This is a genomic window from Caballeronia sp. LZ034LL (assembly GCF_031451215.1).
Classification (GTDB): Bacteria; Pseudomonadota; Gammaproteobacteria; order Burkholderiales; family Burkholderiaceae; genus Caballeronia.
This window is the reverse complement of record NZ_JARUXR010000004.1, coordinates 226,389-246,812: the sequence shown is the minus strand read 5'-3', so window position 1 is coordinate 246,812 and position 20,424 is coordinate 226,389. Positions and strand designations below refer to the sequence as shown.

Sequence of the window (20,424 nt, the reverse complement as noted above, 5' to 3'; positions counted from 1 at the left end):
ATGCAGATCAACGACACGCAAATCGACGACACCTTCGCCGAAGCCTTCCCGATGAAGGCCACGCGCCTCGTCATCACCGCCCATACGCCCGTCTGGGCCCGCCACGCGGCGAACTCGCTGACGGGCTTCGCGACCTCCGTGATTGACTGCGGCTGCGAGGCGGGCATCGAGCGTGATCTGTCAGGCGACGAAACCCCCGACGGCCGGCCCGGCGTGGCCGTGCTGATCTTCGCGATCTCGTCGAAGGAACTGGCGAAGCAGATTGCGCGGCGCGTCGGCCAATGCGTGCTGACGTGTCCGACCACCGCGGTGTATGGCGGCATCGATCCCGCAACGAGCCGCGCGCCGCTCTCCGACAACGCGCCGCTCGGCGCCGCGCTGCGCTTCTTCGGCGACGGCTGGCAGATCTCCAAGGTGCTCGACGGCACGCGTTACTGGCGCGTGCCGGTGATGGACGGCGAATTCGTCTGCGAGGAATTCACCGCGACCGTGAAGGCGGTCGGCGGCGGCAATCTGCTGTTTCTCGCCCGCGACATGGACAGCGCGCTGCATGCCGCGGAAGCCGCCGTCGCCGCCATGCACGCGCTGCCGAACATCATCACGCCGTTTCCGGGCGGCGTCGTGCGCTCGGGTTCGAAGATCGGATCGAAATATGCGGGCGCCACGGCGTCCACGAACGACGCCTTTTGTCCGACGCTCGTCGGCCTCTCGCACAAGAGCGAACTGACGCCCGATGTCGGCTGCGTGCTGGAGATCGTGATCGACGGCCTCACCGATGCCGACGTCGGCGCCGCCATGACCGCGGGCATCGCGGCCGCGACGCGCATCGGCCGCGCGGGCGGCGTGCTGCGCGTCTCCGCCGGCAACTACGGCGGCAAGCTCGGGCCGTATCACTTCAAGTTGCACGAACTCTCACGCGGCATCGACGGGAGCCGGGCATGAGCGCCATCACGCTGCGCGTCAAAACTGCGCCGGGCTTTCGCGTGGACGCGTCGAATTTACTGCCCTCGACGCTCGCCGCCATCGCACCCGCTGACTTGCCCCGCATCGTGTTACAGGGCGCGGGCGAACGCTGCGCGCTCGGCGATCTGTTCGACATCCGGCACGAGCATGCCGACCTGCCTTCGTTGCTGATAGAAGGCGACGCGCCTTGGCTGGACCGTCTCGGCGCAAACATGAGCGAAGGCGCGCTGACGATACACGGCCATGCCGGCGATTACGCGGGCCTGAAGATGTCGGGCGGCACGTTGCACATCGCCGGGGATGCCGGCCTCTTTACCGCGTGCGAAATGCAGGGCGGACGCGTGACCGTGCAGGGCAACACCGGCGATTGCGCCGCCGCCGCGCTGCCCGGCGACATGGAAGGCATGACGGGCGGCGCGCTCGTGATCCACGGCAAGGCAGGCGCGCGCCTCGCGGACCGCATGCGGCGCGGCACGGTGCTCGTCAGCGGCGATGCGGGCGACTTCGCCGCCTCGCGGCTGATCGCGGGGACGGTATGCATCGGCGGGAAGGTCGGCGCGCATCCGTGCTACGGCATGCGGCGCGGCACGGTGCTTCTCGCGCACGCGCCTACTGCCATTCCGCCGACCTTTACCGAAGGCGGCCACGGCTTCGAGGTCTTCTGGCGACTCTTCACGCGCATGCTCGCGCGAGAATGGACTCTCGAAAAGGCACCCTTTCCGACACATTCGAGTCACGTGTTGCCGCGACGCTACGCGGGCGACCTTGCCGTGGATGGCCGGGGGGAATTGCTGATCGCCAATTCTTAGCCAGCGGGAAAAAATGAAACTTGTATCCTGTAGAACGAAATCCAATTTCACGGGAGAAACTTCATGAGCACCGCGCGGACCTCCGCAACGCGCAACGGCCGCCTCGACGCAGCCAGAGAGCGTTACGCACGCCCGATCATCGCGCTGCACTGGCTGATCGCCATCGCGATCATCGCCATGCTTTGCATCGGCTTCTATATGGTGGGCCTGCCGCGCGGGCTGCCGTTCAAGTCGGACCTCGTCAACTTCCACAAATCGCTCGGAATCACGGTTTTCCTGCTGGTGCTGATCCGCATCCTGGTACGCCTGGCCTATGGCCGGCCGCCTCTGCCGCCGATGCGAACGTGGCAACGCGCCGCCGCGAGCATTACGCAGGCTCTTTTATATGTGGGCATGGTGGCGATGCCGCTCTCCGGTTACCTCGGCTCGTCGTTCAACAAGTTCGGCACGAAGTTCTGGGGTCTCGCCCTGCCGCAGTGGGGTTCCGACGACAAACACATGCGCGAGATCTTCTTCGGCATTCATGGCTATCTCGCGTGGATCATGGCCGCACTGGTCATCCTGCATTTTCTCGGCGCGATGAAACATCAGTTGATTGACCGCGACGGTCTCCTGCGGAGGATGTGGCCGTGAAGATTCGCGTACTCGGCTCATCGGCGGGAGGCGGGTTCCCGCAATGGAACTGCAATTGCCGCAATTGCGACGGCGTCCGGCGCGGCACGATCGCCGCCCGCGCGCGCACCCAGTCCTCCATCGCCGTGACCGACAACGGCGAGGACTGGCTGCTCGTCAACGCTTCTCCGGACATCCTGGCGCAAATCGCCGCGAATCCGGAATTGCAACCGGCGCGGCGCGTGCGAGATACGGGCATCGCGGCCGTCATCACGATGGACGCGCAGATCGATCACGTCACCGGGCTGCTGATGCTGCGCGAACGCGGCACGCCGCTGCCGCTCTATACCACTGACGCCGTCTGGCAAGACTTGTCGACGGGCTTTCCGGTGACTGCGATCCTCTCGCATTACTGCGGCGTGGAGCATCGGCGTATTGCGCTCGACGGCGCTGCGCTCGCGGTGCCCGAACTGCCGCGCGTGAGCATCGACGCCTTGCCGCTTTCCAGCAAGGCGCCGCCCTATTCGCCGCATCGCGATGCGCCTGAAACGGGCGACAACATCGGCCTGATGTTCACGAACAACGCCACCGGCAAGCGCGCTTTCTATGCACCGGGACTGGGCGCGCTGGAGCCGCACGTGCTCGATGCGATGCGCACGGCCGACCTGCTGCTCGTGGACGGCACCGTCTGGACCGACGACGAAATGATCCGTCTCGGCCTCACGAAGAAGACCGGCCGCGACATGGGCCATCTGTCGCAGAGCGACGCGGGCGGCATGATCGAGGTGCTCGATTCGATCGACCGCCCCGGCGTGCGCAAGGTGCTGATCCACATCAACAACACGAACCCGATTCTCATCGAGGACGGGCCTGAACGGCGCATGTTGTCAGAGCACGGCATCGAAGTCGCGCACGACGGCATGAGCTTCGAGTTATGACCTCTGCACGCACTGGAGACCGTTTGATGTTCGATCCGATGCTGAACCCGACCACCGGCCCCGTCTTCACTAAAGTGACCGAAGACGGACCCGCGTGGACGCGCGAGGAGTTCGAGGCGCAACTGCGCGCGAAGGGCACGGCGTATCACATCCATCATCCGTTCAACGTGAAGATGAACGGCGGCGGCTGTTCGAAGGAACAGATCCGCGGCTGGGTCGCGAACCGCTTCTACTATCAGATCAACATTCCGCTGAAGGATGCGGCGGTCATGTCGAACTGCCCCGACCGCGACACGCGGCGCCGCTGGGTGCTGCGCATTCTCGATCACGACGGTTATGAAGACCAGCCCGGCGGCATCGAGGCCTGGGCGCGGCTCGGCGATGCAGTCGGCCTCTCGCGCGACGATTTATGGTCGCTCAAACTCGTGACGCCGGGCGTGCGCTTCGCCGTCGATGCGTACGTGAACTTCGCGCGGCGTGCGCCGTGGCAGGAATCCGTGTGCTCGTCGCTGACCGAGATGTTCGCGCCGCAGATCCACAAGGACCGCCTCGCGACCTGGCCCGCGCATTACACCTGGATCGAGCCTGACGGGCTCGCGTACTTCCGTTCGCGCGTGTCGCTGGCGCAGCGCGATGTCGAGCACGGGCTCGAAGTGACGCTCACGCATTTCACGACGCGCCGCGAACAGCAGCGCGCGCTCGACATCCTGCAGTTCAAGCTCGACATCCTCTGGACCATGCTCGATTCCATCGAAAAGGCCTTTCCGCAATGAGCGACAGCCCAACGCAACGCAGGCAGGAAGCCGTCGAAGCGCCGGACGATTCGTTGCGTCCGCAACTAAAACGCCTGTTCCGTCTGCAGTGGGAACCGGCGCAGGACGCGCACGTGCTGCTTTATCCCGAAGGCATGGTGAAGCTCAATCAAAGCGCCGCGCAGATCCTTCTGCGCTGCGACGGCACGCGCGACATTCCCGCGCTCGTCGCGGACCTGGAGGCGGCGTTCAACGCCAGCAACCTCGGCGACGACGTGCGTGCGTTCATCGCCGGCGCGCGTGCGCGAGGCTGGCTGGAGTAGCGTCATGACCGACCTGTCCGAACCGATCGCTCGGCCCGAGCACGAAGGCACGCCCATCGCGCCGCCCTTGTGGCTGCTCGCCGAGCTGACCTATCGCTGTCCGCTGCACTGCGTGTTCTGCTACAACCCGGTGAACTACGCCGACCACACGCGCGAACTCGACACCGCCCAATGGCTCGACGTGCTGCGCCAGGCGCGCGCGCTGGGCGCGGCGCAACTCGGCTTCTCCGGCGGCGAGCCGCTGCTGCGCGACGATCTCGAAACACTCGTCGCCGAAGCGCGCAAGCTGGGGTTCTATACGAACCTCATCACGTCGGGCATCGGGCTGACGGAGAAGCGCATCGGCGCGTTGCAGGAGGCCGGGCTCGACCACATCCAGCTGTCGTTCCAGGACTCATCGCAGGAGCTCAACGACTTTCTCTCGAGCACCAAGACCTTCGACTACAAGAAGCGCGTCGCGACCCTCATCAAGGCGCATGGCTTTCCGATGGTGCTGAACTGCGTGCTGCATCGCTATAACCTGCCGCACATCGGCCGCATCATCGACATGGCGCTTGCCATGGGCGCCGAATATCTCGAACTCGCGAACACGCAGTACTACGGCTGGGCGCACGCGAACCGCGCGCAGCTCATGCCGACCAAGGAACAGCTCGACGAAGCCGAAGCGGTGGTGGAGCGTTATCGGCAGGAGATCGGCGATCGCTGCAAGATCTTCTTCGTCGTGCCCGATTACTACGAGCGCCGCCCCAAACGCTGCATGAACGGCTGGGGCTCGGTGTTCCTCGGCATCGCGCCCGACGGCGCAGCGCTGCCGTGCCACACGGCGCGCTCGCTGCCGGGCCTCATGTTCCCGAACGTGACCGAGACGCCGCTCAAGGACATCTGGTACGAGAGCGACGCCTTCAACCGCTTTCGCGGCTTCGGCTGGATGAAGGAGCCGTGCCGCAGTTGCGACGAGAAGTCCATCGACATGGGCGGCTGCCGCTGTCAGGCCTATCTGCTCACTCAAGACCCCGCGAATGCGGACCCGGTCTGCGACAAGTCTCCGCATCACGAGCGCGTCATCGAAGTCGTGCGCGCAGCATCAATCAGGCAGGAACCGCAGGAGCAACCCATCGTCTTCCGCAACGATGCGAATTCCCGGCGCATCGCGGCGCAAGCCCGCGCAAGTGGTTCAGAAGAAGGAGAAGACACGCCATGACTGCCGATATCTCCGTGCTGCTGGTGGACGACCATGCTGTCGTCCGCGAAGGTTACAAGCGTCTGCTCGAACTGAGCCCCGATGTGAACGTCGCGGGCGAGGCCGCGAACGCCGCCGAGGCTTATCAGAAGTTCTGTGCGTTGCAGCCGGATGTCGTCGTGATGGATCTCGCGCTGCCCGGCGCGAGCGGCATCGAGGCGATGCGCCGCATGCTGGCGCGCGAGCCGCACGCGCATGTGCTGATCTTCAGCGTGCATGAAGAAGCGATCTTCGTGCGCCGCGCACTCGATGCCGGCGCGCGCGGCTACGTGACCAAGGCCAGCGCGCCCGACGTACTCGTCGAAGCGGTGCGTTCGGTGGCGCGGCGCGTGTGCTATCTGAGCCCGGATATCTCACAGGCGCTGGCCTTGCGCGCCACGATCCAGGAAGGGCCGCCGGGACGTCAGTTATCAGCGCGCGAGTTCGAAGTGCTGCGTCTGCTCGTACAGGGCTATACGCTCACGAGCATCGCGGAGAAGCTCGGGCTGAGCCAGAAGACAGTGGCAAATCATCAGTCGGTGATCCGCCAGAAGTTCGGCGTGGACAACGGCGTGCAGCTCGCGCAGATCGCCAACCGGCTGGGGCTTCACTTCGCCGATTTCGCTTCGTCGGCGGAAGCGTCGCTGGCTTCGCTCGCATCGTTCGCACCGGTCACGGGCAACGGCAGCCCCGCCTGAGCCGGCACGCGCGCGCAGAACAGAAAGCCTGAGCCGGGCTCGCTCGCAATCTGTAACGCACCGCCGAGCGCCTCGACGCGCTCGCGCATGCCGATCAGGCCCAGCCCCTTGCGCGGCTTCGCGAGATCGACGCCGGGGCCGTCGTCGGCCATCGTCACGACGATCTCTTCCGGCGCGCGCGCCAGGTAGATCTCCACCCGCGCGCCGCGCGCGAACTTCGACACGTTCGTCAAGCCTTCCTGCACCAGCCGGTACAGCGTGATGTTGAGCGCATCGCTCAGGTTGTCGAAGTCGCCGTCCACGGCCAGCGTGAAACGTGCATCCGGCAGACGCTCGCGCCAGCCGTCGACGCAATGTTCGAGCGCCGTGGGCAGGCCGAATTCGTCGAGTCCGCTCGGCCGCAGCTTGCGAATCATCCCGCCGATCTCGCGGTACACGTGCGTCGCGTTTTGCATCAGCGACTGCGCCAGCCGGTGTATCTCCATTTCACGTCCGGCCGACAGATCGCGGATACGCCCTGCATCGAGCGACATGGCATTGAGGTACTGGCCCAGCTCGTCGTGCAGTTCGCGCGCGAGGTGGCGACGCTCGGTTTCCTGCGCGGCGAGCGCCTGATTCGCCAGCCGGCGGTTCTCGGCCAGCAGATGTTCCGCCTCCTCCTCCAGCGCGCGCCGCAGCCGCACTTCCGACTGCGCCTCGCGATAACGCCGCCACGCAAACCACGCACACCCGATGGCCAGCACGACGAGCGTCGGCGGCAGTTCGTCGAGCTGGAAGCGCTCGGCGCCGCGCGTCAGGCGGTAGGCGTATTCGCTGAAGTCGAAGTGGGCGAACAGCGCGCCGGCCACGAAGGTCAGCGCGAGCACCAGCGCGAGATCGCGCCGCACGGAAGAGCGCGACGCAGGCAGCGCGCGCTGGCCGTCGGCGTCCTGTGTTTGCGAAGGAAGGGATTCGGTCGGCATCACGGAATCCATTCTACGCACGGCGGCCGAGTGGGTCGTGTCCTGCGCGACGCGATTGGGAACCCTTCCCTGCTCGATCGGGAAAAGCTCCCGGTCCACGCGCGGGTTCTTATGCGACGCTTTCATTAAGGGAAGCTTCCTTTCGCATGACATCGCGTGGTTTCGCGTGGATCCGATAACGACAAGTGGAGATGACGATGAAGAGCATGCCGCGCAGCCGCGCGCCCGCGCATCCGTTCAAACCCCGAGCAGGACTGCGGCTCGTGTTCGGCAGCGCATTCGCCAGCATCACGGTGGCCGCATGGGCGCAGACGCCGCCCGCCCCCGACACAGCCGAAGCGCCCGTCGAGGCGGCAAGCGCGCCGCCGACCGTGCAGTTGCCTAACGTGGTGGTGGTGGGCACGACGCCGCTCGTCGGCGTCGGCACGCCGCTCGAAAAAGTGCCCGCGAACGTGCAGACCATCCGCGGCTCGGAAATCGAAGCGCAGCACTCGCAAACCACCACGGACTATCTGCAGAAGAACGTCGTGAGCGTCGATATCAACGACGCGCAAGGCAATCCCTCGCAGTCCGACATCAACTATCGCGGCTTCACCGCTTCGCCATTGCTCGGGACGCCGCAAGGGTTGTCCGTCTTCATGGACGGCGTGCGCATCAACGAACCCTTCGGCGATGTCGTCAACTGGGACCTGATTCCGCAGGCCGCCATCCAGACGATGCAGATCATCCCCGGTTCGAACCCGACCTTCGGCCTGAACACGCTGGGCGGCGCCATTGCGGTGCAGACCAAGAACGGCCGCAGCAATCCGGGCGGCAACGTGGATGTCGGCTTCGGCTCGTTCGGGCGCAAGTATGCGCAGATCGAGCAGGGCGGCGTGATCGGCGATCATCTCGACTACTACTTCACCGCCAACATCACGAACGACAACGGCTGGGCCGATCACAATTCGAGCAAGCTGCGCCAGGCGTTCGGCAAGATCCGCTATACGGACGCGGATACGACCATCTCCGTATCGATGGGCGGCGCCGACAACACGCTGAACGGCTCGCAGACCATCCCGCGTTCGTTCATGGACAACTTCCGCCAGGCCTACACGTTCCCGGACACGAACGAGAACCAGGTCGGCTATATCACGATCAACGCCGAGCACTACATCACGCCGAATATCCAGATCAGCGGCAACGTGTACTACCGGCACTATCGCAACAAGAACGTGAGCTCGACCGTCAACGACGACTTCGACCCGGACGGCGACGATGCCGACGACCTCACCCAGGCCTTCAACGACCAGTCCGTGATCGTGACGGACAGCTATGGCGCCAGCCTGCAGCTCACGCTGCTCAACAAGCTGTTCGGCCATGACAACCAGCTGATTCTCGGCGCGGCGGGCGACTTCGCCAATTCGCACTTCTCGCAGGCCGAGCAGGCGGCCGAGTTCACCGACAACCGCGCGACCATCGGTACCGGCCCCTTCGTGCCGACCACCGACGCCAAGACGCGCAACGAGAACTGGGGCATCTACTTCGAGAACACCTTCTCCTTCACCGAGCAATGGTCGATGACGCTCGCGGGCCGCTATAACTGGTCGAAGGCGACCATCGGCGATGAAAGCGGTGTGCAGCCGCTGCTCGACGGCCGCCACACGTTCTCGCGCTTCAACCCGGCCGTGGGCTTCAACTGGAATCCGACGCCGGCCTTCACCGCCTATGCCACGTACAACGAAGGCATGCGCTCGCCGACCGCCATCGAACTCGCGTGCGCGGATCCTGCCGCGCCCTGCTCGCTGCCCAATGACTTCATCGCCGACCCGGATTTGAAGCCGGTCATCTCGCGCACCTTCGAGATCGGCGCGCGCGGCCGGCTCGGCAACCATACGACGTGGAGCGCGGCGGCCTACAGCACGACGCTGTCCGACGACATCCAGTTCGTCAGCAGCCAGGGCGCGGCCAGCACGCTCGGCTACTTCCAGAACGTCGGCAAGACGCGCCGCCAGGGCTTCGAACTCGCGGGCCGCACGCAATGGGGACCGGTGGGCGTGGCGGCGAGCTATGCCTATGTGAACGCGACCTATCGCTCGACCTGGACGGAAAGCAGCGCGTCCAATTCGAGCGCCGACGACGACGGCAACATCACCGTGCATTCCGGCGACCGCATCCCGGGCATTCCCGCCAACACGGTGAAGATGCGGGTCGACTACAACCCGTTCGCGCGCTGGAACATCGGCACGAATCTCACGTACCGCAGCAACATCTTCGCGCGCGGCGACGAGAACAACCAGGATACGAACGGCAGCGTGGCGGGCTATTTCCTGATCGATCTCGACACCACCTACAACGTCACCAAGCAGTTGCAGGTGTATGCCACCGTGAAGAACCTGCTCAACAAGCGTTATGCGAACTTTGCGATTCTCGGCGAGAACTTCTTCAACGGCCCGAATCACACCTTCAACGGCGGCGACACGGTGAACGAACAGTTCCTGGGCGTCGGTGCGCCGCGCGGCGTGTGGGTGGGGATGCGCTACGCGTGGAAATAATGGTCACGGCCGCTCGAGGGCGGCCGTTTCCGTCTTGCTTGCGTACGAAGCGTTCAGCGTCCGACGATCGATCCCGCGCTCGGCGGATACGTGACGATGCCCCATGCCAGCGGCAAGTCGCCGATCTGCTTGATCTCCTTGTAGTCGGCGCCGTCGAGCACATAGACCGCGTTCGAACGTCCGCAGGCGAGCAGCAGCTTCGAGCCGTCCGGCGTGAAGCTGAAATGCCAGCAGCGCTGGCCGACCGGCACGTCCTGCACGTGCTCGTAGGTGGCGCCGTCGAACACCTGCAAGGTCTTGTCGCGCGACGCGGCGACCAGCAAGCGCTTGCCCGACGGATCGAACGACACGCCGTACGGGCCCGTCTTCGTATCGACGGTCTTCATGACCTTCAGGCTGCCGCCGTCGAGCACGACGAACTTGTTCGCGTTCTCCAGCGTGACGACATAGCCCTTGTGGTCCGGGGTCCCCTTGATGCCGCGCGGGCGCGAGCCTTTCGGAAGCTTGACGGTGCGCACCGGCTTGCCCGTGCCGACGCGATACACCGACACCGTATCGTCGCCTTCGTTGGTGACGAGGATCAGCTTGCCGTCCGGCGAGAACTCGACGCCTTCGGTCTCATGGCCGCTCTTCACCGAATGCGTGACCTTCATGCTCTTCAGATCGACGATGGCGATCTCGGCCGGCGGCGAGTTGGCGTCGTCATCGTCTTTCTCGGGCTGGCCGGGCTTCGGCGGGCCGCCGCTTTCCCCGGGCTCGTAGGTCACGTAGGCATGGCCGCCGAACACGCGCACGAACTCCGGATTCTTGCCAATCTTCACGCGGCGCACGACCTTGCCGGTCGAAGTATCGATTTCCGAGAGATCGCTGGTCGCCTTGTTGGCCACATAGAGACGCGTGCCGTCCTTGTTCAGCGACAGGCCGCGCGGGCCGTCCTTGCCCACGTCCCAGGTCTTGTCGAGCGAAAGCTTGTCCAGATCGATGACGCCTACACCGGCGTTTTCGGTCGTCACGTAGGCGGTCGGCGCGGCGGCCTGCGCGAGGCCGGCCACAAGGGCCAGCGATGGCGCGAGCACCGACGCGCAGGCAAGGCGCGCCGCCTTGATTCTGACTTGCATGTTTGTCTCCAGCGGTTGCAATTCTGGCCGGCACGATGTGCGTTTGGCCTTCTCAGGCCAACTTAGCCCAATCGACGCGGCACTGGCAACGCCCGGGGCCGGGAGAAACTCCCGAATTCCGCACGCCCGGCGGTATTAAGGCGTCGGGTGCGGCGTCAGCGCGTGGCGGCGGGATCGGCTGCGACGAGATCGGCGAGCGCCCTTGCTGCGCGTTGCCATGAACGGTCCGTGTTGCCGCGCATGTCTACCGAGCGCTGGAACACCGTCTTGCCGCTGGCGGCGTCTTCAACACGCAAGTTGATGTTGAGGATCAGATTGCTGATCTTCTGCACCCAGCACACGCCCGCGCGCGTGGTGCCGAGCTGCTTCGCCACGCGCAGTTCGCAGCCATTGCAGGCGCTCATGTCCTGCGCACCTTGCAGCGACGCAATCAGGTCGCGCGCGCCGGCGTTGTCGGCGACTTGAAACAGGCCGCGCTGATTCAGGTCGTCGCGCAATGCGCCGCTGACCATCGCGAGGCGCGCGGCCTGATCGCGATTGGTGGCGGCATCGTTGTAGGCGGCGTTGTCATCGATCAGCGTGCAGTCGGGAATCGCGATGGTCTGCCGCGCCGTCTGCGCATGCAGCCCCGTAGCGGAGAGCGCCAGCAGCAGCACCAGCGGCGCGCGGAATCTGCGGATCATGGTCAAGGTCTCGAGGGTGAGCGGCCGCGTTCAACATACCGGTCATCCGCCGGTCGAGCAAGCGCGCCGATCAAGCCCGCCGCACATTCACGATGCCGCCCGCAGCGCCTCGTCCGCCACTGCCAGCCGCAGCGCCATCATCTTCACGACGAAGCGATGCCACTCCTGTGCCGTCAGCGCATCGTCCTGCTCCAGCGCACTCAGCGCCGCGAGCGTCATGCGCCTCAAGCGGGCGGGTTCGTCGGCGACCACGTCCGCGCTGCGCGGCGCATGCGTGTACACCGCCATCTCGCCGATGATGGTCCCCGGCCCGAACGAGCGCAGCCGCACCGAACGTCCGCCCGCCAGCGGCAGCAACACCGTCACCCGTCCCGCCTCGACGATATAGAGCGCATCGCCCGCATCGCCGCGCCGGAACAGCGCCTCGCCCGCGCCGATCTCGCGCAGGTCCAGCCTCTCGGCCAGTTGCGCCAGCGCGCGCCCGGTGAAGTGCGGCGCGAGCAGCGTGCGGAAGTCGGACGATGCCGCGCAGGCCGCCGCGCGCTGCGTCGAGGCGGCGAGCTGTTGCGCCTCGATCCATTCGAGCCCCGCGTCGAGCGACGCGAATTCGCGGATGCCGAGCGCCAGCGCCCCGGTGCGCGCCAGCAGCGCGCGCGAGCCGTCCGGCAACGCCGTGAGCACGAGGTCGGCGCCGATCGCGACACACGCCTGGCGCAGCTTCACGAACGCCAGCGATACCGAGGCATCCATGCCGTTGGTCCACGCGAAGTCGAGCACGACATAGCGGACCGGTCGCGGCTTATGTCCGCGAATGCGCTCGCGGATGCGCTGCAACATCGAATGCGCCGAGCCGAAGAAAAGGAAGCCTTGCAGGCAGACACCGCAGATTTCGTCGCCGCGATCCATCAGCAGCCGCGTTTCCTCGATGCTGCGTTCGACGTTCGACGTCCGCGTGCGGCCGTCGAACTCCATGCGCACGCAGCCGGCCCGCCCATAGAGCAGCGCGAAGGTCACGCACGCGACCACCACGCCCGCGACGACGCCCGCAATCACGCCATAGAAGGCGATCACGCCGAGGATCAGCGGCACGAGCAGATACTCGTGCCAGGTGAGTCTGCGATACGCGCCGACGAGCCAGTCCATCATCAGGCGCAGGCCCATGTACAGCTGCATGCCGACGAGCACCGGCACCGGAAACAGCGACACGAGATCCGGCGATGCAATCAGCACGAACAGGCAGGCGAGCGCCGCGAACACGCCGGCGACGCGGCTCGTCGCGCCGGCGCGCGCGTTGAGCATGGAACGGTTATACGACTGGTAGCCCACCATGCCGCCGAACAGACCGCTCGCGATGTTCGCGAGTCCGGCGGCGCGCATCTCGCGATTCAGGTCGATGTCCTGTCCGGTCGCCGCGCCCATCGCGGTGGAATTCATGATGATCGTGATCGCCGATACCGACGTGACGATGAGCGTCTCCGGCAGATGCGCGACGATCGCGTGCCAGTCGATCTCGCCGTGTGCGAGCGTCGACGGCAGATGCAGCTCCGGTATGTGCAGCGCATGCACCGGCACGTGCTGGAGCAGCAGGCCCATGCCGCGCGCCTCCTCGGGCGAGATGCCCGCGGCGTGCAGCAGCCCGTAGAAAAGCGCAATGCCGATGGCGAGCGTGATCGGCATCGCGGCCGCATGGCGCCAGCGGCGCGCGAGCAGCGTGGCGAGCGCGCCGACGAACAGCGCCGGCACCCACGCGAGCCACGACAGGCGGGCGAGCATGGGCAGCGTATGCCAGTCGAGCGTGAGTCCGGTCAGCACGCGAAACGCGCCCGCGATCAGCAGATAACCGGTGCCGGCGAGAAAGCCGCCCATCACCGGATAGGGCAGGAATTGCAGCGAGCGGCTTTTCTTGGAGGAGCCGATGGCGAAGAGGATCAGGCCCGTGACGAGCGAACACAGCGCGATGGCGACCAGCACGGTCAGCAGGATGACCGTGGGCGAGCCGCCGTTCGCGCGCACGCTGCTCGCGACGCCCGCCGCCACGCCGACGAGAAACGCGGTGGCATTGCTGTCCGGCCCGCCGATGTTCATGCGCATCGAACTGGTGAGCGCGATGACGAAGGCCGTGACGATGCAGCTGACGAGCGCGGTGGGGACGCCGAGTTCGGCGTAGCGCGCGAGATCGGCGCTGAAGATCAGCGTGCCGAGACTCATCGCATAGCACAGCATGACGAGCGTGGAGACCGTGCCCGCCGTCACGTCGCCGGCGAGGGCGGTGAGGCGCGGCATGGCGTGCATGCGTACGTTGGATTCGGTCGTGCCTGGCTTCAAGGCGCCCTCCCGAGGATGGGCAACGAAACGGCTGACGAATAGGGAACGGATGCGGTGCTTCCTGCGACCGAGGCGCCTCGGCCTGCTTCGGACGACAGTGAAAAATCGTGCAGACGCGAAGCGAAAAAAGTATCCGTCAGGCACGCGCGCACTGTCAATTTGGCGGCTGGCGCGCCTGCTTCAGCTTCTTTAACGGGAACACCTGCTTTATAGGAACCGGCCGATTGTTTTCCACGACCGAGCAGCGGACAGTCACGCAGGTTTCGCATCGCACCACCCTCAGTCACGGCCCGCGCGCCGCCTTCCCTTCCAACGATGAAGTCAATCCTGTTCAGCAAGTCCAGCCGCGCGCTGGCGGCGTCGCTGCTGTGCGTCGCCGGGTTCGCCGCCGCCCAGTCCGCGGGGCAGCCGCCCGTCAATCCGTATCTCGCGGCGCCCCGCCTCGCGATCACGCATTTCGATTCCGCCCAGAGCGACGCATTTCCCTGGCCGGTCAGGCGCGGCTTGTTCACCGTCGATCCGCGCAAGTTCCCGCGCGTCGTGGCGGGTCCGGTGAACGTCATGACGCTCGCCTCGACATCGCCGGGATATATGTGGGGCGTATCGAGCGAAGGCGTGAGCTATATCGACATCTCCGGCGGACGCCTGCGTGAAGTGGCGCGCATGCCGGCGCAGCACACCCGGCTCATCTCCGCAGCCACGCACGCCAAAGTGCTCGACCAACCGTTCACTTCGGTCGAACAAATTCGCAAGGCGGTGTCCGAGGCCTATGGCGTCGACTGGACGCGTGCGGTGAACGGCGCATACTCGCTCGTCGATCGCGACAACCACGTCTACTTCAACAGCACGAACGGCAAGATCAGCAAGTTCGGGCTGCTCGACGACAAGCATGCCGAAGCAGGCATCAGGCTGCTCAAGACCATCGACATGACGCCGATCATCGGCCGGTCGTTCCTGGTCGGCATGGGCATGACGTACGACGGCAAGTTCGTCGTGGCGTCGACCAACACGCTCAGCGTGCTGGACCGTTCGCTCGAAGGCCAGGCGTACACCGTGCGCTTCGCGCCGGACGAAGTGGTGAGCAATTCGTTCTGCATCGACGCGCACGGCGGCATCTACGTTGCCTCCAGCCGCATGCTGCACAAGCTCGTCTGGACCGGCACCCGGCTCTCCGACGACGAAGCCGACGGCGCCTGGAAAGCGCCCTACGAACACGGCCAGGGAACCGGCTCGACGCCCACCCTGATGGGCAACGGCCAGGATGCGGACAAGCTGGTCGTCATCACCGACGGCGCCGCGCGCATGAATCTCGTCGCCTTCTGGCGCGACGCGCTTCCTGCCGGATGGAAGCAAATCCCCGGCGCGCCGTCCGCGCGCATTGCCGGGCAGATTCCGGTCACGGCGGGACTCGCGAAGCTTCCCGATGTCATCCAGTCAAGACGATCCGTGGCGGTGAGCGGATACGGCGCGTTCGTGGCGAACAATGCCGCACGGAAGCGCGACAAGGACAGGCTCGTCGACGTGCTCGCGCTCGGTCCGGTGCTGCCGCCGGCGTCGGGCGTCGAACGCTTCGAGTGGGATCCGCGGATGCATCGCTGGCGCACGGTGTGGGCGCGTGGCGACGTGGTGTCGGTCAGCATGGTGCCGAGCATCAGCACGGGATCCGGCATGGTCTTCGTGAACGGCTATTACCCGCAGAGCGGCTGGGAGATCACCGGCCTGGACTGGAAGACGGGTGAGACGGTGCATCGCGTCTCGCTCGGGCAAGGCAACCTCGGTAACGGCGCGTATGGCGTGGTCGAATATCTTCCCGATGGCGACCTGCTGTTCAACAGCATCGGCGGGCCGATCCGCATCCCGCTGAGAAACACGCGAGGCGGCTGACGCTTTCGCGATGGCAATGCCTGATGGATTCGCCGCGACAACAGGAGTAACGTGAATCGACGAGCGAACCACACCAAGGAGGCGATCATGCCTGACGATCCCGCTCAATGGCAGGTGTTCCAGTACGAGGGCTTCGAGATCCACGTGCTGGCTCAACGGAAGCCGACGCCCGAACATGCGCCGCCTCTCGCTGCGGACCGCTTCGTTTATATTGGCCATGTGTGCCGGCCCGGCGCGCATGCCGAGGTGCCTGGAGAAGCGGTCCATTTCCATGCCGACGGCGACGATGCCTACCGGAGCGCGCCCGATGCCGTCGATGAAGCGCGGCACATCGGCAAGAGCATCATCGACGGCACGCATCCGGATCTTTCGGTGCTGCCGCTGGTCTCGCACCATCCACACTCGGGATGAATCATTACGCATGACTGACTCGCACTCGCCGACACCCCGGCATCAAGACGACGATGCATGCGTCGAAAGCCTGAGCGCGATCACGCTCGCCACCGGCGACATGGCGCGCGCCGTGCGCTTCTATGAAGCGCTCGGCCTGCGCCTGCTGTACGGCGGTGGCGACGCGACGTTCAGCTCGTTCGCGCTCGGCAGCTCGTACCTCAACCTCACCAGCGAAACCCACGCGCCCATCCGCTTCTGGGGCCGCGTGATCATCCATGTGTCCGACGTGGACGCGTTCTATCGGCGGGCCAAGGCTAACGGCATCGAACCGCAGTTCGAACCGCGCGATGCGCCCTGGCACGAACGCTACTTCCATCTCACCGATCCCGACGGTCACGAACTGAGCTTTGCGCGTCCGCTTTGATGGCGGATAACGCCTGGCTCGGGCATGCGGTTCGCTGTATCTCCTGTGACGGCTAGCGTACGCATCGGCCATTTCATATGACCGTTCGCGTACATATCCGGGCATCGCGTTGCATGAGCATAGGTTCATCGGCGGTAAGGATGCTTGTGCTCGAACGGGGCGAAGCGCTTGAAGCTCTCTGTTGCTATTTCGCAAAAACGGCTCCGCTCAAGGGCGAGGGGCGTAGAGTTAAAGCGCTTTGTGAGGAACGTGATGCGTTGCGGCAAGGGTTTTCGAGTGGTTCAGACCGGCGTAGGTCACGCCGTAATCCGGATCATGAAGGCCGCGTGCTGGAGACTGAAATGAAATGCGCGAACGAGCAGTCCCTTCGTTACCAGGTAGACAAGTGGCTGGCGCCCGGAAGCATGCCGGTGCGAGTCAGGCAGTTCAGCCGCACCCGTTCCGACGGCCGGCGTTATGTGTGTGTGGAAGCGTTGAACGGAAAGGCGTCGAGAGCGCTGTTTTTCTTCCGTCACGACGACGGACACTGGTGCGTGTATCCCGCCGCACCGCGGCAACACAACATGCGAGGCGAAATGCTGGCGGCGTGAACGATCCCTCTCAAAGCCGCATGTTGTTCAGGAACTGAAACCACATCGCGCCGAGCGGATTCACCGGGCTAGCGGCACTCGCCTCTTTCTCTTCGTTCTTCTCGGCTGCTTCGTCTTCTTCGACTACTTCCGCCTTGCCCTGCTGACGTGACTCATGCAGGGCAATCGCACTGTCCGCGATCTGCCGCGCCGCCGGTTCATCGCATTGCGCGCCGAGCAGGACGCCGAACACCACATCGCGATTATGTCCAAGCGATGCAAAGCGCATCGCCAGCGACACGCGCTCCGCATACAGCGCTTCCCGCGCCTCGCGTTCCTTGGCTTCGCGTGCCGCGCGCTCCGCTTCTTCCTGGCGCACCCGCTCTTCCCAGCGACGCATCTCTTCCGCGAACGTACGGTCGTACACCTCGCGCTGGGCGCGATCGGAGAGGATTGCGTAGGCTTCCTTGATCTCGTGAAACTGCGCGTGGGCTTGGGCTTCGTTGCCCACGTTGCGATCCGGATGACAGCGCATCGCGGCCTTGCGATACGCGCGTTTGATCTCTTCGTCGGTGGCGTGCTCGTTCACGCCGAGCGTTTCGTATAGCGTGGCCATAGTGCGTTCGGTGAGTACGGGTCGCCGAGCATCCTAACACGGGCTCGCCATCGATGCGGCAGCGCAGCACGCTGCTTTATTTCACAGGAAAAGCGCTGCCGATCCGGTCGAAAACAGCGCGCGCAGCCTTTAGATAGTGCGCGATGTGCCAGCGGATGTTCACCACCGCCACGACGAAGAGCACGAGCGTGATCGCCACGTAGTCGCGGCGCTCCGGCACCAGGTGATAGCGCACGTGCATCAGCACGAAGAGGATCCACGCGAAGGCAGGCGCATGCAGTGTCCAGTGCTGTTGCGCGAAGTGCCACGCGATGCGCCGCACCTCGCGCCGCGAACGCAAGTCGAGGCCGGCGAGTTCAGGACGGCGGCGCAAAAAGAAAGGCATCGGACGGACTCCTTGTCGCGTTGCAGCACGCGCCATCGGCGTGTCATGAAGCAACGCGATGATGTCGGGTTTGATCCGGCAACGCTCAGCTCAACCATGGCTCTTACGCTCGACGACATCCAGCATCTCTTCGACACGCACGGCTCCATGGCCTATAGCGGCGAACCGGTCACGCAATTGCAGCACGCCCTGCAAAGCGCGACGCTCGCCGAACAGGCCGGCGCGAGCCGCGAACTGATCGTGGCCGCCTTGCTGCATGACCTTGGCCATTTGCTCAATCAGCAGGGCGAGACGCCGACAGAACGCGGCATCGACGATCTGCATCAGTATTACGCGCTGCCTTTCCTGCGGCCGCTGTTTCCGGACGCCGTGCTCGAACCGATCCGGCTGCACGTCGATGCGAAGCGCTGCCTCTGCGCCATCGACGCGTCGTATCACGCGCGGCTCTCCGCCGATTCGGTACGCAGCCTGCAATTGCAGGGCGGCGTGTTCGACGACGAAGCCGCGCACGCCTTCCTCGCCCGGCCCTATGCGCAGGATGCGCTCGCACTGCGCCGCTGGGACGACGAAGCGAAGGACGCCTCCCGCGTCACCCCCGGCTTGCCGCATTTCATGGAGATGGTGGCCGGCGTGGCGCGTATCGCGGGTTAAGGCCGCCCGGCGGCCGGAAACGGCCGTGCGCTTATCGCGCTAGACTGTGCGGCATGCGACCCTTTTCCTCACCACGCCCGACAGGCGTCCGGCATAGACCCTTGCAGCAAGCCTTTAGCACTCTTCCGGGCGCGGCATCGTGAACGAGCGCAACTTCCGCATGACCGCCGCCGTGGTCGCGAGCGCGCTGTTCATGCAGAACATGGACGGCACCATCGTCGCGACGGCGCTGCCGACCATGGCCCGCGACCTTCATGTCGATCCCGTCCATCTCAGCAGCGCCATCACCGCCTATCTCGTCGCGCTGACGGTGTTCATTCCCGCCAGCGGCTGGGTCGCCGACCGCTTCGGCGCGCGGCGCGTGTTCATGTGGGCCATCGCGACGTTCACACTGGCATCGATAGCCTGCGCGGCCGCGATGAACCTGCCGCAACTGCTAGCCGCCCGCGTCATACAGGGACTCGGCGGCGCGATGATGGTGCCGGTCGGGCGGCTGATCTTGTTTCGCGGCGTCAAGCGTGAGGAACTGCTCCAGGCCACCACCTGGCTCACGATGCCCGCGCTCGTCGGCCCGCTGCTCGGCCCGCCGCTCGGCGGCTTTCTCACCGATGCCCTCAACTGGCGCAGCATCTTCTGGGTGAACGTGCCGGTGGGCATCGCCGGGATGGTGCTGACGTGGAAGCTGCTGCCGCCATCGCCGCCCGAAAGCCGCACGCCGCCCGACCTGCGCGGCATGCTGCTGTCGGGGGCATCGCTGAGTCTGTTCATGATCGGGATCGAAAGCGCCGGACGCGGCGTCTTGCCGGACGGCGTGCCCTGGATCTGCATGGCAGCGGGTCTGCTGCTGTTCCGCGTGACGGTGCTGCATTGCCGCCGGGCGGAAAATCCGGCCATCGACTTCTCGCTGCTGTCCATTCCCACCTTCCACGCCGCAACGGTCGCCGGCAGCCTGTTCCGTGCGGGCGCCGGCGCGCTGCCGTTTCTCGTCCCGCTGACCCTGCAGACCGGCTTTGGCTACAGCGCCACGGCCAGCGGCCTCGTGACTTTCGCGAGCGCGCTCGGCTCGTTCTGCATGCGCCCGATGACCGCGCTCGCGCTGCGGCATTTTTCGGTGCGCACGGTGCTGTGCGCGGGCAGCGTGTGTTTCGCGGCCGTGCTGCTCGCCTGCTCGACGATGTCGCAGGCCTGGCCCGCTGCCGCGATCTTCCTGCTGCTGCTGCTCGGCGGCCTCGGCCGCTCGCTCAGTTTCGCGACGATGGGCGCGCTCGCCTTCGCCGACGTGCCCAAGCCGCGCCTCGCCGCCGCCACGTCGTTCCAAGGGACTGCGCAGCAGTTGATGAAGGCGCTCGGCGTCACGGTGGCGTCCGGCACGATCCAGGCGACCATGCTGGCTTCCGGCAGCGCCCAGACCGAACGCTGGCAACTGGCGTGCGGTTTTGTCGTGATCGCGCTGGTGGTGCTCGCGTCTCTGCCGATGTTCCTGCGGCTCTCGACCGACGCCGGCGAGGGCATCTCGTCTCCAGCCGCCAAGCGCGCCGGACCGACGTAAATCGTTCCGATTCCCGC

The 20,424-nt window shown here is 65.5% G+C and carries 21 protein-coding genes; 15 read left to right on the top strand and 6 right to left on the bottom strand.

Annotated features, from left to right (window positions below):
• From fhcD to QCE83_RS28480, 8 genes are all read left to right on the top strand, one after another.
• Positions 1-942: a formylmethanofuran--tetrahydromethanopterin N-formyltransferase gene (fhcD, locus tag QCE83_RS28515; RefSeq protein WP_309819203.1), complete on the top strand. Its 942-nt coding sequence runs from the start codon at positions 1-3 to the stop codon at positions 940-942.
• Positions 939-1,772 (top strand): formylmethanofuran dehydrogenase subunit C, encoded by an 834-nt coding sequence (locus tag QCE83_RS28510; RefSeq protein WP_309819201.1) that lies wholly within the window; start codon positions 939-941, stop codon positions 1,770-1,772. The genes fhcD and QCE83_RS28510 overlap by 4 nt, the downstream gene beginning before the upstream one ends.
• Before the next feature lie 63 nt (positions 1,773-1,835).
• A complete protein-coding gene (locus QCE83_RS28505) occupies positions 1,836-2,405 on the top strand; it encodes a cytochrome b (protein WP_309819200.1) in 570 nt (189 codons plus the stop codon).
• The gene (pqqB, locus tag QCE83_RS28500; protein ID WP_309819198.1) at positions 2,402-3,322 is read left to right on the top strand and encodes a pyrroloquinoline quinone biosynthesis protein PqqB; all 921 of its coding nucleotides are present in this window, start codon (positions 2,402-2,404) and stop codon (positions 3,320-3,322) included. Before QCE83_RS28505 ends, pqqB begins: the two co-directional genes overlap by 4 nt.
• 38 nt (positions 3,323-3,360) lie before the next feature.
• Complete coding sequence (pqqC, locus tag QCE83_RS28495) at positions 3,361-4,095, top strand: pyrroloquinoline-quinone synthase PqqC (RefSeq protein ID WP_309821158.1); 735 nt, start codon at positions 3,361-3,363, stop codon at positions 4,093-4,095.
• Complete coding sequence (gene pqqD / locus QCE83_RS28490; RefSeq protein ID WP_309819195.1) at positions 4,092-4,397, top strand: pyrroloquinoline quinone biosynthesis peptide chaperone PqqD; 306 nt, start codon at positions 4,092-4,094, stop codon at positions 4,395-4,397. Before pqqC ends, pqqD begins: the two co-directional genes overlap by 4 nt.
• Positions 4,398-4,401: 4 nt before the next feature.
• On the top strand, positions 4,402-5,598 hold the full coding sequence (pqqE, locus tag QCE83_RS28485) for a pyrroloquinoline quinone biosynthesis protein PqqE (RefSeq protein WP_309819192.1): 1,197 nt from the start codon (positions 4,402-4,404) through the stop codon (positions 5,596-5,598).
• On the top strand, positions 5,595-6,314 hold the full coding sequence (locus tag QCE83_RS28480) for a response regulator transcription factor (protein ID WP_309819190.1): 720 nt from the start codon (positions 5,595-5,597) through the stop codon (positions 6,312-6,314). The genes pqqE and QCE83_RS28480 overlap by 4 nt, the downstream gene beginning before the upstream one ends.
• Here the strand turns inward: QCE83_RS28480 and QCE83_RS28475 are convergent.
• Entirely contained in the window at positions 6,224-7,276 is a 1,053-nt protein-coding gene (locus tag QCE83_RS28475; protein ID WP_309819188.1) for a histidine kinase, read from the bottom strand. The two genes, QCE83_RS28480 and QCE83_RS28475, sit on opposite strands and share 91 nt — an antisense overlap.
• A 191-nt stretch (positions 7,277-7,467) precedes the next feature.
• Here QCE83_RS28475 and QCE83_RS28470 point away from each other — a divergent pair, with 191 nt between their 5' ends.
• Positions 7,468-9,810 (top strand): TonB-dependent receptor, encoded by a 2,343-nt coding sequence (locus QCE83_RS28470; RefSeq protein ID WP_404985773.1) that lies wholly within the window; start codon positions 7,468-7,470, stop codon positions 9,808-9,810.
• A 53-nt stretch (positions 9,811-9,863) separates the two neighbouring features.
• On the opposite strand, the gene QCE83_RS28465 is transcribed toward QCE83_RS28470, so the two are convergent.
• The 3 genes from QCE83_RS28465 to QCE83_RS28455 all read right to left on the bottom strand — a co-directional run bounded on the left by QCE83_RS28465 (position 9,864) and on the right by QCE83_RS28455 (position 13,894).
• Positions 9,864-10,928 carry a beta-propeller fold lactonase family protein gene (locus QCE83_RS28465; RefSeq protein ID WP_309819184.1) on the bottom strand — a complete coding sequence of 355 codons (1,065 nt, stop codon included), beginning with the start codon at positions 10,926-10,928 and terminating at the stop codon, positions 9,864-9,866.
• Between the two features lie 155 nt (positions 10,929-11,083).
• The gene (locus tag QCE83_RS28460; RefSeq protein ID WP_309819183.1) at positions 11,084-11,611 is read right to left on the bottom strand and encodes a DUF3280 domain-containing protein; all 528 of its coding nucleotides are present in this window, start codon (positions 11,609-11,611) and stop codon (positions 11,084-11,086) included.
• 87 nt (positions 11,612-11,698) lie between these two features.
• Positions 11,699-13,894, bottom strand: a complete 2,196-nt coding sequence (locus tag QCE83_RS28455) for a SulP family inorganic anion transporter (protein ID WP_309821157.1) — start codon at positions 13,892-13,894, stop codon at positions 11,699-11,701.
• A 357-nt stretch (positions 13,895-14,251) separates the two neighbouring features.
• Here QCE83_RS28455 and QCE83_RS28450 point away from each other — a divergent pair, with 357 nt between their 5' ends.
• From QCE83_RS28450 to QCE83_RS28435, 4 genes are all read left to right on the top strand, one after another.
• Positions 14,252-15,820: a hypothetical protein gene (locus QCE83_RS28450; RefSeq protein WP_309819181.1), complete on the top strand. Its 1,569-nt coding sequence runs from the start codon at positions 14,252-14,254 to the stop codon at positions 15,818-15,820.
• Positions 15,821-15,907: 87 nt separating this feature from the next.
• Positions 15,908-16,231, top strand: coding sequence for a hypothetical protein (locus QCE83_RS28445; RefSeq protein WP_309819179.1), 324 nt, complete (start codon positions 15,908-15,910; stop codon positions 16,229-16,231).
• A gap of 10 nt (positions 16,232-16,241) precedes the next feature.
• Positions 16,242-16,637, top strand: a complete 396-nt coding sequence (locus QCE83_RS28440; protein ID WP_309819177.1) for a VOC family protein — start codon at positions 16,242-16,244, stop codon at positions 16,635-16,637.
• A 341-nt stretch (positions 16,638-16,978) separates the two neighbouring features.
• Positions 16,979-17,227 carry a hypothetical protein gene (locus tag QCE83_RS28435; protein ID WP_309821156.1) on the top strand — a complete coding sequence of 83 codons (249 nt, stop codon included), beginning with the start codon at positions 16,979-16,981 and terminating at the stop codon, positions 17,225-17,227.
• A gap of 10 nt (positions 17,228-17,237) precedes the next feature.
• Here the strand turns inward: QCE83_RS28435 and QCE83_RS28430 are convergent, their stop codons facing one another.
• Both QCE83_RS28430 and QCE83_RS28425 read right to left on the bottom strand, forming a co-directional pair.
• Complete coding sequence (locus tag QCE83_RS28430; protein WP_309819173.1) at positions 17,238-17,822, bottom strand: J domain-containing protein; 585 nt, start codon at positions 17,820-17,822, stop codon at positions 17,238-17,240.
• A 76-nt stretch (positions 17,823-17,898) separates the two neighbouring features.
• The gene (locus QCE83_RS28425; RefSeq protein ID WP_309819171.1) at positions 17,899-18,207 is read right to left on the bottom strand and encodes a hypothetical protein; all 309 of its coding nucleotides are present in this window, start codon (positions 18,205-18,207) and stop codon (positions 17,899-17,901) included.
• Between the two features lie 96 nt (positions 18,208-18,303).
• On the opposite strand from QCE83_RS28425, the gene QCE83_RS28420 reads away from it, so the two are divergent.
• Together QCE83_RS28420 and QCE83_RS28415 are read left to right on the top strand one after the other, a co-directional pair.
• A complete protein-coding gene (locus QCE83_RS28420) occupies positions 18,304-18,858 on the top strand; it encodes a phosphonate degradation HD-domain oxygenase (protein ID WP_309819169.1) in 555 nt (184 codons plus the stop codon).
• 160 nt (positions 18,859-19,018) lie between these two features.
• A complete protein-coding gene (locus QCE83_RS28415) occupies positions 19,019-20,407 on the top strand; it encodes a DHA2 family efflux MFS transporter permease subunit (protein WP_404986140.1) in 1,389 nt (462 codons plus the stop codon).
• Positions 20,408-20,424 lie beyond the last annotated feature (17 nt).